Below are 12,633 nucleotides of genomic sequence, written 5' to 3'. Positions count from 1 at the left end.
GTCAACGAAGTCCACGTCAGCGGCCCCGTCTCGGCCCGGCAAGCCCCAGCGGCAGCGGCCCCGTACCATGGGGTGAGGCCGTGGCATGTTCAGCCCGGCAGGGCCCGCGCACCACAGGCGTTCGCGCAGGGCATTCCTCAGCACTCCGGGAGTACGCCTTATATGGCCACGCGCCACGACATCCGCAATGTCGCCATCGTCGCTCACGTCGACCACGGCAAGACCACCATCGTCGACGGCATGCTCAAGCAGGCGGGCGCCTTCGCGGCCCACCAGCTCGACTCCGTCGACGACCGCATGATGGACTCGAACGACCTGGAGCGTGAGAAGGGCATCACGATCCTCGCCAAGAACACCGCGGTGAAGTATCACCCGAAGGACGGCGGGGACCCGATCACGATCAACATCATCGACACCCCCGGCCACGCCGACTTCGGCGGCGAGGTCGAGCGCGGCCTGTCGATGGTGGACGGCGTCGTGCTCCTCGTGGACGCGTCCGAGGGCCCGCTCCCGCAGACCCGCTTCGTGCTGCGCAAGGCGCTCCAGCAGCGGCTGCCGATCATCCTGTGCATCAACAAGACGGACCGGCCGGACTCCCGCATCGACGAGGTCGTCAACGAGACGTACGACCTCTTCCTCGACCTGGACGCCGACGAGGAGCAGATCGAGTTCCCGATCGTCTACGCCTGCGGCCGTGACGGCGTCGCGTCGCTGACCAAGCCGGACGACGGCACGGTCCCGGCCGACTCCACCAGCCTGGAGCCGTTCTTCTCCACGATCCTGGAGCACATCCCGGCCCCGACGTACGACGAGTCGGCGCCCCTCCAGGCGCACGTGACGAACCTGGACGCGGACAACTTCCTCGGCCGTATCGCGCTGCTGCGCGTGCACCAGGGCGAGCTGAAGAAGGGCCAGACGGTCGCGTGGATGAAGCGCGACGGCTCCGTCGCCAACGTCCGCATCTCCGAGCTGATGATGACCGAGGCGCTCACCCGCAAGCCCGCCGAGAAGGCCGGCCCGGGTGACATCTGTGCCGTCGCCGGCATCCCGGACATCATGATCGGCGAGACGCTGGCCGACCCGGAGAACCCGGTCCCGCTGCCGCTGATCACGGTCGACGAGCCCGCGATCTCGATGACCATCGGCACGAACACCTCGCCGCTGGTCGGCCGCGGCGGCACCGGCAAGGGCGCCGACAACAAGGCGGCCGTCAAGGACCGCAAGGTGACCGCGCGCCAGGTGAAGGACCGCCTGGACCGCGAGCTCATCGGCAACGTCTCGCTGCGCGTCCTGGAGACCGACCGCCCGGACGCCTGGGAGGTGCAGGGCCGCGGCGAGCTGGCGCTGGCCATCCTGGTCGAGACGATGCGCCGCGAGGGCTTCGAGCTGACCATCGGCAAGCCGCAGGTCGTCACCAAGGAGGTCGACGGCAAGGTCTACGAGCCGGTCGAGCGCATGACGATCGACGTGCCCGAGGAGCACATGGGCGCGGTCACGCAGCTGATGGGCGTCCGCAAGGGCCGGATGGACAACATGTCCAACCACGGCTCGGGCTGGGTCCGCATGGAGTTCGTCGTGCCGTCCCGCGGCCTGATCGGCTTCCGGACCGAGTTCCTGACGCAGACCCGCGGCACGGGCATCGCGCACTCCATCCACGAGGGCCACGAGCCCTGGTTCGGCACGCTCCAGACCCGGAACAACGGCTCCCTGGTCGCGGACCGCGCCGGCGCCGTCACCGCGTTCGCCATGACGAACCTCCAGGAGCGCGGCGTGCTGTTCGTGGAGCCCGGCACCGAGGTGTACGAGGGCATGATCGTCGGAGAGAACTCCCGCTCCGACGACATGGACGTCAACATCACCAAGGAGAAGAAGCTCACCAACATGCGGTCGTCGACGGCCGACGTGGCGGAGTCGATCGTCCCGCCGCGCAAGCTGTCGCTGGAGCAGTCCCTGGAGTTCTGCCGCGACGACGAGTGCGTCGAGGTGACCCCGGAGGCCATCCGGATCCGCAAGGTGAACCTGGACGCCCGCGAGCGCGCCCGCGCCGCGAGCCGCGCCAAGCACGGCTGACGCGCTCTCGGGGCCCCGCCCCGACCGGCCGACACCGGGCACCCCGCCGCGTCGCGGGGTGCCCGGTGTCGTCGTAGAAGCACGGTTCGCGGGGCCGTGAAGAGGAGGGTAGGGAAAACCCTCTAATTGTTCGGGAGGCCCGGTCAGAGGTCCGCGCGGCCACTACCCTGCTGCGGAAAGTCACCTGTGTGCGGGTCATGCGGTGGTCGCGGCCGTCTCGAACGGCCCGTCCGGACCGGCATGTTGAGTGTGCGACAGGTCACTGCGTGGGCCGGCGGGCATGCCGAATCGGCAGCCAGCATGCCGGACACGTTACGCGCAATCGGTTTTTCGCTCCCGTGCGTCCGGAATACGGACACCTACCACCGATAGATGTGTAACAAGTCCGTTTCGCAGGGATCTTTCACCAAACCCTTTGTCCGGATTTTGGAAGATGTAGGCGCGAGCTGTGATCGAACCGAGACCTCAGGAAGGTGGTTCGGTCTTGGCTCTTGGCAGATAGTTAGGCGCGTAGAGCTCGGATGAACGGGGCACGTGCTGCAGGCGGCACCGACTCACGAGCGCGGGGGCACCTGCCTATCTCCGGCACCGACGACGGGCGGTGGACGGTGAAGTGTCGTGTGCTCCCCTTTGCGGTGAACCAATGGACTCATGAGGAGGAACCCATGCGTGGTGCCAAGAGCGCCAAGTGGGTCGCGGGCGCAATAACCGTTGCTCTGGCGGTCACGGCTTGTGGCGGCGGCGACGGTGACAGCGAGGGGCAGAAGAAGGGCTCCGGGCCCGCGGGTTACGTCTCGATCGACGTCGGCGAGCCCCAGAAGCCGCTGATCCCGGCCGACACCAACGAGTCCAACGGCTCGTACGTCATCCAGTCCCTGTTCACTCAGCTCCTGGACTTCGACGCCAAGGGCGAGATCGTCTACACGAACGCCGAGTCGGTCACGTCCGACGACTCCAAGACGTGGACGGTCAAGCTCAAGAAGGGCTGGAAGTTCCACAACGGCGAAGAGGTCACCTCGAAGTCGTACGTCGACGCGTGGAACTGGTACGCCAACATCAAGAACAACCAGCAGAACTCGTTCTGGTTCCAGGACATCAAGGGCTACGACGACGTCCACCCCGAGAAGGGTGACCCGAAGGCCGAGACCATGTCCGGCCTGAAGATCGTCGACGACCACACCTTCACGATCGAGCTGAAGTACACGATGCCGTACTTCAACTACAAGCTCGGCTACACCACCTGGGCCCCGCTGCCCAAGGTCTTCTACGACGACCCGAAGGCCTTCGGCCAGAAGCCGATCGGCAACGGTCCCTACACCTTCGAGAAGTGGGACCACAAGAAGCTCATCCAGGTCAAGGCCTGGGACGAGTACCAGGGTCCGAACAAGGCCAAGAACAAGGGCGTCCAGTTCAAGTCGTACACGACGCTGGAAGCCGCCTACAAGGACGTCGTCTCCGGCAACCTGGACATGATCCGCCAGGTCGGCCCGACGGACCTGCCGAAGTACAAGCAGGACCTGGGCGACGGTGCCATCGAGCAGCCGTACGCGGCCATCCAGACGCTGACGCCGGCGTTCTACTCCAAGACCTTCAAGGACATCGACCCGAAGGTCCTGCAGGGTCTGTCGATGGCGATCGACCGCGAGACGATCACCAAGACGGTTCTGAACAACACCCGCACCCCGGCCAAGGGCTTCACGCCCCCCGGTGTCAAGGGCAACCAGGAACTCGACACGGACGTCTTCACGTACAACCCCGAGAAGGCCAAGCAGCTGGTCAAGGAGGGTGGCGGCGTCCCGGGCAACAAGTTCACCATCCAGTACAACACCGATGGTGGGCACAAGGAGTGGGTGACCGCGGTCTGCGAGTCCATCCGCAAGGCCACCGGCGTCGACTGCGTCGGCGACCCGAAGCCGGACTTCGCCACGGACCTCGAGGCCCGTGACAACGACCAGGTGAAGGGCATGTACCGCGGTGGTTGGGTCGCCGACTACCCGGTCAACGCCAACTTCATGAAGGAGCTGTACCACACCACCGCCGAGGCCAACAACGGTCGCTTCTCCAACAAGGAGATCGACAAGCTGATGAACGAGGCGGACAAGGCCGATTCCCTGGAGGAGTCGGTGAAGGCCTTCCAGGAGGTCGAGAAGAAGCTGGTCGACCACATGCCGGCCATCCCGCTGTGGTACTACCGCATCAACGGCGGCCACGGGAAGAACGTCGACAACGTCAACGTCGACTTCCACGGTGACCTCGAAGTGTGGGCCGTCACCACCAAGTAAGAGGAGTCCTCAGGACTCTTCCCACTCGGCCGTAGACCCGCCGCCGCTCCGGTGGCGGTGGGAGGTGCGGGGGGCCGTCTCATCACCCGGAGACGGCCCCCGTACCTGCGTTAACCCCTCACGGAGGCACCTATGGGGCGCTATGTCGCACGACGACTGCTCCAGATGATCCCGGTGTTCATCGGGTCAACCTTGATCATCTTCTGCATGATGTACGCCCTGCCCGGCGACCCCGTCCGGGCGATGATGGGCGACCAGGCGTACGACCCGGCGGTGGTCGCGAGCATCAAGAAGGAACTCGGCCTCGACCAGCCGCTCCTTCAGCAGTACGCGAACTACATGACGGGTCTGTTCCAGGGAGACTTCGGAACACAGATCGCCAGCAAGCGGCCCATCGCGGACATCATCGCCGACGCGTTCCCGGTGACGATCAGACTCACGATCTTCGCCTTCACCTTCGTCACCGTCGTGGGCATCGGTCTCGGTGTCGTCGCCGGTCTGCGCCCCGACACGCTGCGCGACCGCGGACTGCTCACGCTGACGCTGGTGCTCGTGTCGATGCCGTCCTTCGTGCTGGGCTTCCTGCTGCAGTACCTGCTCGCGTTCAAGTGGGGGGTCACCACCCCCACCGTGACCGACTCCACGGACTTCTCCCAGCTCGCGCTGCCGGCCACTGTGCTGGCGTCGCTGTCGCTCGCCTACGTCGCCCGGCTGACCAGAACGTCGATCGCGGAGAACCTGCGGGCCGACTACATGCGCACCGCCGTCGCCAAGGGCCTGCCGCGCCGCCGCGTCGTCGGCGTCCACCTCATGCGCAACTCGATGATCCCCGTGGTCACCTTCCTCGGTATCGAGATCGGCAGCCTGATGACCGGCGCCATCGTCACCGAGGGCATCTTCAACGTGCGGGGCATCGGTATCGAGATCTACGAGGCGCTCAGCCGCCGTGAGGGCGCCACGGTCGTGGGCATCGCCTCGCTCATGGTGCTCATCTACCTCGCCGCCAGCCTGATCGTCGACCTGCTTTACGCGGTCCTGGACCCGAGGATTCGCTATGCCTGAGAAGACCATCGAGAAGCAGGGCGAAGTCCTTCCCGGCGACACCGTGAGCAGCGCGGGCGTCGTCGTGGCGGAGGCCGGCCCGGCTCCCGGCAAGCCCCGCAGCCTCTGGTCCGACGCCTGGCACGACCTGCGGCGCAACCCGCTGTTCCTGGTCTCGGCCGTGCTGATCGTGTTCCTGCTGGTGATGTCGTTCTGGCCGGGGCTGTTCACCAGTGCCTCGCCGCGCGACGCCGACCTGGCCAAGCACTACCTGGGCAAGCCCAACTGGGGCAACTTCTTCGCCCCGGACTGGCTGGGCTACGACGTCCAGGGCCGTTCGATCTACGCGCGTGTCGTCTACGGCGCCCGCGCCTCGATCACCGTGGGTGTGGGCGTGACGGTCGCCGTGACCCTCATCGGCACCTTCATCGGCATGATCGCCGGCTACTTCGGCGGCCTGGCCGACACGCTGCTGTCGCGGGTGACGGACATCTTCCTCGGCATCCCGTTCCTGCTCGGCGCGCTGGTGGTGCTGAACTCCTTCGACAACCGCACCGTCCTGGTCGTCATCATGGCGCTGGCCTTCCTCGGCTGGACCCAGATCGCCCGTGTCGCGCGCGGCGCGGTGATCACCATCAAGCAGTCCGACTACGTCGTGGCCGCCAGGGCACTCGGCGCCTCGACCTCCCGGATCCTCTTCCGGCACATCCTGCCCAACGCGCTCGCGCCCATCATCGTCGTCGCGACCATCGCCCTCGGCGGTTACATCGCGGCCGAGGCCACCCTGTCCTTCCTGGGCGTGGGTCTCGGCGACACGGCGGTCTCCTGGGGCGGCGACGTGGCGCGAGGACGTGAGCAGCTCCGTATCGCGCCGCACACCCTGATCATTCCGTCGGTGATGGTCTCGATCACGGTGCTGTCGTTCCTTATGTTCGGCGATGCGGTCCGCAACGCCCTTGACCCGAAGTCGCGCTGAGGGAGGCGTACGTGACCATCATCGACAAAGTGGCCGAGAGTTCCGCACCGGACGGCCCGGAGGGCACGGGCGGCGCGCTGCTCGAAGTGCGCGACCTGCACGTGGAGTTCCACACCCGTGACGGTGTCGCCAAGGCCGTGAACGGCGTCAACTACTCCGTCTCCGCGGGCGAGACGCTCGCCGTGCTCGGCGAGTCCGGTTCCGGCAAGTCCGTGACCGCGCAGGCGATCATGGGCATCCTCGACATGCCGCCCGGCCGCATCCCGAAGGGCGAGATCCTCTTCCGCGGCCAGGACATGCTGAAGATGTCCGGCGAGGAGCGCCGCAAGCTGCGCGGGCGGAAGATCGCCATGATCTTCCAGGACGCGCTGTCCTCGCTCAACCCCGTGCTCTCGGTGGGCTACCAGCTCGGCGAGATGTTCCGCGTGCACCAGGGCCTGTCCAAGAAGGACGCCAAGGCCAAGGCGATCGAGCTGATGGACCGGGTGAAGATCCCGGCGGCCGCGGCGCGCGTGAACGACTACCCGCACCAGTTCTCCGGCGGTATGCGCCAGCGCATCATGATCGCGATGGCGCTGGCCCTGGAGCCGGACCTGATCATCGCCGACGAGCCCACCACGGCGCTCGACGTGACGGTGCAGGCCCAGGTGATGGACCTGCTGGCGGAGCTCCAGCGCGAGTACCACATGGGTCTGATCCTGATCACGCACGACCTCGGCGTGGTCGCCGACGTCGCGGACAAGATCGCCGTGATGTACGCGGGCCGCATCGTGGAGCAGGCCCCGGTCCACGAGCTGTACAAGCGCCCGGCGCACCCGTACACCAAGGGTCTGCTGGAGTCGATCCCGCGCCTGGACCAGAAGGGCCAGGAGCTGTACGCGATCAAGGGCCTGCCGCCCAACCTGACGCGCATCCCGAGCGGTTGCGCGTTCAACCCGCGCTGCCCGATGGCGCAGGACATCTGCCGTACGGACGTCCCGGCACTGCACCCGGTCACGGAGCAGGACGGGTCCGACCTCGTCGGCCGTACGTCGGCGTGCCACTTCTGGAAGGAGACGATCCATGGCTGAGCTCAGCAAGAACGACGAGCCGCAGGACGCCACGCCCAACGTCTCCGAGGTGGACGTCGTCGACGCCGCCACCGAGTCGGCCGCGGTCGCGGCCATCGAGGCGCCGGTCGAGCGGGGCGAGCCGATCCTCCAGGTGCGGAACCTGGTGAAGCACTTCCCGCTCACGCAGGGCATCCTCTTCAAGCGGCAGATCGGCGCGGTCAAGGCCGTCGACGGCATCTCCTTCGACCTGTACCAGGGCGAGACCCTGGGCATCGTGGGCGAGTCGGGCTGCGGCAAGTCGACGGTGGCCAAGCTCCTGATGAACCTGGAGCGGGCGACGGCCGGCGAGATCTTCTACAAAGGTCAGGACATCACCCGGCTGTCGGGGCGGGCCCTGAAGGCGGTGCGCCGCAACATCCAGATGGTGTTCCAGGACCCGTACACGTCGCTCAACCCGCGTATGACGGTCGGCGACATCATCGGGGAGCCGTTCGACATCCACCCCGAGGTGGCGCCGAAGGGGGACCGCCGCAAGCGCGTCCAGGACCTCCTGGACGTCGTCGGCCTCAACCCGGAGTACATCAACCGCTACCCGCACCAGTTCTCGGGCGGTCAGCGCCAGCGCATCGGCATCGCCCGCGGCCTGGCCCTCAACCCCGAGATCATCATCTGCGACGAGCCGGTGTCGGCGCTGGACGTGTCCGTGCAGGCGCAGGTCATCAACCTGATGGAGCGTCTGCAGGACGAGTTCAACCTGTCGTACGTGTTCATCGCGCACGACCTGTCGATCGTCCGGCACATCTCGGACCGGGTCGGCGTGATGTACCTCGGCAAGATGGCCGAGATCGGCACGGACGAGCAGATCTACGACCACCCGACGCACCCCTACACCCAGGCGCTGCTGTCGGCGGTCCCGGTCCCGGACCCGGACGCCCGCGAGAACCGCGAGCGGATCATCCTCACCGGCGACGTGCCGTCCCCGGCCAACCCGCCGTCGGGCTGCCGCTTCCGCACCCGCTGCTGGAAGGCCGAGGCCAAGTGCGCCGAGGAGGTCCCCCTGCTCGCGGTCCCGGAGCGCTTCAAGGGCTCGGACTCCCCGGCGGCCCACGAGTCGGCCTGCCACTTCGCGGAGGAGAAGGACGTCGTCCACGCGGCCTGACCCCTCACCGCCCCACCGGTTCCCGGCACCCCGTCAGGGGTCGCCGGGATCCGGCGTTCTCAGGACCGGAACGGGAGAGCCGTGATGCCGCAGTTGGCGGCGGGGGCCGACGTACCTCGTCGTGGAGCAGTCGCCGGCGCTCAGCGGCGACCGGCACGACCGGCTGCTGCCCGGACTCAATCACCTCGCGTTCCACGGGGGAACGGCGGCGGAGGTCGACGCCCTGGCCGGGGAGGCGGCCGGGCACGGGTGGGCCCCGCTGTTCGCCGAGCGGTATCCGCATGCCGGCGGGCCGGGGCACTACGCCGTGTATCTCGTCAACTCCGACGGGTTCGAGGTCGAGGTCGTGGCGGGGGAGGCCGGGGCCTGAGCGGGTGTCAGGCGGCCGGTGCCCCCGTACGGGGGAGTGCGTGTGCGGTAGGTCGGTTTTCGGTTGATATTGGCCGGAAAGGGTCAGTGCTTCGGTGCTGGCGGCAGCGCACGTCCTGCGCACCTACGAGGAGGCACTCCATGCGCGGAGCCACGCACGCCAAATGGGTCGCCTGCGCGGTGGTCGCGGCCCTCGCGGCGACCGCCTGCGGCGGGGAAGGGGCCGGTGGTGCCGCGGGCGACGCCGGGGCCGTGCTCAGCTCCTCCTGGGGCGACCCGCAGAACCCGCTTGAGCCCGCCAACACCAACGAGGTGCAGGGCGGCAAGGTCCTCGACATGATCTTCCGCGGCCTCAAGCGCTACGACCCGAGGACCGGCGAGGCCGAGAACATGCTCGCCGAGAAGATCGAGACCACCGACTCGCGGACCTTCCACGTCACCGTCAAGAAGGGCTGGACCTTCAGCAACGGCGAGAAGGTCACCGCCAAGTCCTTCGTGGACGCCTGGAACTACGGCGCGAGCCTGAGGAACAACCAGAAGAACGCGTACTTCTTCAGCTACATCGAGGGCTACGACAAGGTCCACCCCGAGGACGGCAAGCAGACCGCCGACACGATGTCAGGCCTCCGCGTCACCGGCGAGCGGACCTTCACCGTCAGGCTCGCCCAGAAGTTCTCCACGTTCCCCGACACCCTCGGCTACCACGCCTTCGCCCCGCTCCCGCGCGCCTTCTTCGACGACCACGACGCCTGGGTCGAAAAGCCCGTCGGCAACGGCCCGTACGCCGTGCGGTCGTACACCAGAGGCGCCCAGATGTCGCTGCGCAAGTGGGACCGCTACCCCGGCCCCGACCAGGCCCGCAACGACGGCGTCGACCTCAAGGTCTACACCGACAACAACACCGCCTACACCGACCTGTTGGCCGGCAACCTCGACCTCGCCGACGACATCCCGGCCGCCCAGCTGGGGAACGTCGCGAGCGACCTCGGCGACCGCTACATCAACGCGCCCGCCGGCATCCTCCAGACCCTCGCCTTCCCCTACTACGACAAGGACTGGGGGAAGAAGGGCATGGAGAAGGTCCGGCGCGGGCTGTCCATGGCCATCGACCGCGACCAGATCACCAAGACGATCTTCCACGGCACCCGCACCCCGGCCACCGACTGGACCTCCCCGGTGCTCGGCAAGGACGGCGGCCACCGCGCCGGCCTGTGCGGCGAGGCCTGCGCGTACCGGCCCGCCGAGGCGAAGAAGCTCATCCGGGAGGGCGGCGGCCTCCCCGGCGGCCAGGTCAGGATCACGTTCAACACGGACACCGGCTCCCACAAGCAGTGGGTCGACGCCGTCTGCAACTCCATCAACAACGTCCTCGGCGACGACCGCGCCTGCGTCCCCAACCCCATCGGCACCTTCGCCGACTTCCGCGGCCGGATGTCCGACGAGAAGATGCCCGGCCCGTTCCGCGCCGGCTGGCAGATGGACTACCCGCTCATCCAGAACTTCCTCCAGCCGCTCTACTACACCAACGCCTCCTCCAACGACGGCAAGTGGACCAGCCCCGAGTTCGACGAGCTCGTCGACCGGGCCAACGCCGAGTCCGACCCCGCCCGGGCCGTCAAGCTGTTCCAGCGGGCCGAGGAGGTCGTCCGCGACACCATGGCCGCCATCCCGCTCTGGTACCAGAACGGCAGCGCCGGCTACTCCGAGCGGCTGTCCGGCGTACGGCTCAACCCCTTCAGCGTCCCCGTCTACGAACAGATCGAGGTCGGCTGAGAGGCGGCGGCATGGGACGGTACGTCGTCCGGCGCCTGCTCCAGATGATCCCGGTCTTCGCGGGCGCCACCCTGCTGATCTTCCTGATGGTCAACGTCATGGGCGACCCCGTCGCCGGCCTGTGCGGCGACCGCGCGTGCGACCCGGCCACCGCCGCCCGCCTCAGAACGGAGTTCGGCCTCGACGAGCCCGTCTGGGAGCAGTACCTGACCTACCTGGCCAACGTCCTCACCGGCGACTTCGGCACCGCGTTCAACGGCCAGAAGGTCACCGAGCTGATGGCGACGGCGTTCCCGGTCACCATCCGCCTCACCCTCGTGGCCGTCACCTTCGAGATCGTCATCGGCATCACCCTCGGCGTCGTCACGGGCCTGCGCCGCGGCCGGCCCGTCGACACCGCCGTCCTCGTGCTCACCCTCGTCGTCATCTCCGTGCCCACCTTCGTCACCGGCCTGCTGCTCCAACTGCTCCTCGGCGTCGAATGGGGCTGGATCGGACCGTCGGTGTCCGCCGGGGCCGGCTTCGGCGAACTGATCGTCCCCGGCCTCGTCCTCGCCTCCGTCTCCCTCGCCTACGTGACCCGGCTGACCCGCACCTCCGTCGCCGAGAACCGCCGCGCCGACTACGTCCGCACCGCCGTCGCCAAGGGCCTGCCCCGACACCGCGTCGTCACCCGGCACCTGCTGCGCAACTCCCTCATCCCCGTCGTCACCTTCGTCGGCACCGACGTGGGCGCCCTGATGGCCGGCGCGATCGTCACCGAGCGGATCTTCAACATCCACGGCGTGGGCTTCCAGCTCTACCAGGGCATCCTGCGCCAGAACACCCAGACGGTCGTCGGCTTCGTGACCGTCCTCGTCCTCGTCTTCCTCGTCGCCAACCTCCTCGTCGACCTGCTGTACGCCGTACTCGACCCGAGGATCCGCCATGCCTGAGCAGCCGCTGCGGGCCGCGAGCGCCGTCGCCGGGACCACCGCGGGCACCGCCGCCGGTCTCGCCCCCGGCACACCGGACACCGTGGGGCGCCCGCCCGGCGGCCCCGAGCGCACCCCGCCGCGCGACAAGCCGCGCAGCCTGTGGTCCGACGCCTGGCACGACCTGCGCCGCAATCCCGTCTTCCTCGTCTCCGGGCTGCTGATCGTCTTCCTCGTCGTCATCGCCCTGTGGCCCTCCCTGATCGCCTCCGGCAACCCCCTCCAGTGCGACCTGGCCAAGGCCCAGCAGGGCGCCGGGCCCGGCCACCCCTTCGGCTACGACGGCCAGGGCTGCGACGTCTACACCCGCACCGTGTACGGCGCCCGCACGTCCGTCACGGTCGGCGTGCTGGCCACCCTCGGCGTCGCCGTCCTCGGCAGCGTCCTCGGCGGCCTCGCCGGGTTCTTCGGCGGCCTCTGGGACGCGGTGCTGTCCCGGATCACCGACGTGTTCTTCGCGATCCCGGTCGTCCTCGGCGGCCTCGTCCTGCTGTCCGTGGTCACCGGGAACACCGTGTGGCCCGTCATCGGGTTCATGGTGCTGCTCGGCTGGCCGCAGATCTCCCGCATCGCCCGCGGCGCCGTCATCACCGCCAAGCAGAACGACTACGTCCAGGCCGCCCGCGCCCTCGGCGCCTCCCACTCCCGGGTCCTGCTGCGGCACATCGCGCCCAACGCCGTGGCCCCGGTGATCGTCGTGGCGACCATCGCGCTCGGCACGTACATCGCGCTGGAGGCGACCCTGTCGTACCTCGGCGTCGGCCTGAAACCGCCCGCGGTGTCCTGGGGCATCGACATCTCCGCCGCCTCCCCCTACATCCGCAACGCCCCGCACGCGCTGCTGTGGCCCTCCGGGGCGCTGGCGGTCACCGTGCTGGCGTTCATCATGCTCGGCGACGCGGTGCGCGACGCCCTCGACCCGAAGCTGAGGTGAGCC

9 protein-coding genes and 1 pseudogene are annotated in these 12,633 nt (G+C 68.2%); all 10 read left to right on the top strand.

The genetic code is table 11. The features are described 5' to 3' along the window. Positions 1-162: 162 nt before the first annotated feature. The 10 genes and pseudogenes from typA (at position 163) to ACZ7D7_RS01695 (ending at position 12,630) form a co-directional block, all read left to right on the top strand. Complete coding sequence (typA, locus tag ACZ7D7_RS01740) at positions 163-2,070, top strand: translational GTPase TypA (RefSeq protein WP_470821497.1); 1,908 nt, start codon at positions 163-165, stop codon at positions 2,068-2,070. Between the two features lie 665 nt (positions 2,071-2,735). Next, positions 2,736-4,352, top strand: a complete 1,617-nt coding sequence (locus tag ACZ7D7_RS01735; RefSeq protein WP_470821496.1) for a peptide ABC transporter substrate-binding protein — start codon at positions 2,736-2,738, stop codon at positions 4,350-4,352. 132 nt (positions 4,353-4,484) lie between these two features. Beyond that, a complete protein-coding gene (locus ACZ7D7_RS01730; RefSeq protein WP_470821495.1) occupies positions 4,485-5,414 on the top strand; it encodes an ABC transporter permease in 930 nt (309 codons plus the stop codon). Further along, positions 5,407-6,369, top strand: coding sequence for an ABC transporter permease (locus ACZ7D7_RS01725; RefSeq protein ID WP_470821493.1), 963 nt, complete (start codon positions 5,407-5,409; stop codon positions 6,367-6,369). The genes ACZ7D7_RS01730 and ACZ7D7_RS01725 overlap by 8 nt, the downstream gene beginning before the upstream one ends. A gap of 11 nt (positions 6,370-6,380) precedes the next feature. Continuing rightward, the gene (locus tag ACZ7D7_RS01720) at positions 6,381-7,439 is read left to right on the top strand and encodes an ABC transporter ATP-binding protein (protein WP_470821492.1); all 1,059 of its coding nucleotides are present in this window, start codon (positions 6,381-6,383) and stop codon (positions 7,437-7,439) included. Further along, positions 7,432-8,580 (top strand): ABC transporter ATP-binding protein, encoded by a 1,149-nt coding sequence (locus tag ACZ7D7_RS01715; RefSeq protein ID WP_470821491.1) that lies wholly within the window; start codon positions 7,432-7,434, stop codon positions 8,578-8,580. Before ACZ7D7_RS01720 ends, ACZ7D7_RS01715 begins: the two co-directional genes overlap by 8 nt. Positions 8,581-8,668: 88 nt before the next feature. Then, positions 8,669-8,950 (top strand): annotated as a pseudogene (locus ACZ7D7_RS01710) (VOC family protein); the annotation flags it as partial. A gap of 140 nt (positions 8,951-9,090) precedes the next feature. Next, positions 9,091-10,722, top strand: coding sequence for a peptide ABC transporter substrate-binding protein (locus tag ACZ7D7_RS01705; RefSeq protein WP_470821489.1), 1,632 nt, complete (start codon positions 9,091-9,093; stop codon positions 10,720-10,722). Positions 10,723-10,733: 11 nt separating this feature from the next. Continuing rightward, positions 10,734-11,657 (top strand): ABC transporter permease, encoded by a 924-nt coding sequence (locus ACZ7D7_RS01700; RefSeq protein ID WP_470821488.1) that lies wholly within the window; start codon positions 10,734-10,736, stop codon positions 11,655-11,657. Then, entirely contained in the window at positions 11,650-12,630 is a 981-nt protein-coding gene (locus ACZ7D7_RS01695; RefSeq protein ID WP_470821487.1) for an ABC transporter permease, read from the top strand. The genes ACZ7D7_RS01700 and ACZ7D7_RS01695 overlap by 8 nt, the downstream gene beginning before the upstream one ends. The last annotated feature ends 3 nt before the right edge of the window (positions 12,631-12,633 follow it).

It is taken from the genome of Streptomyces sp. NPDC037054 (assembly GCF_055606745.1).
This window is presented reverse-complemented; position numbering and strand designations above follow the sequence as displayed.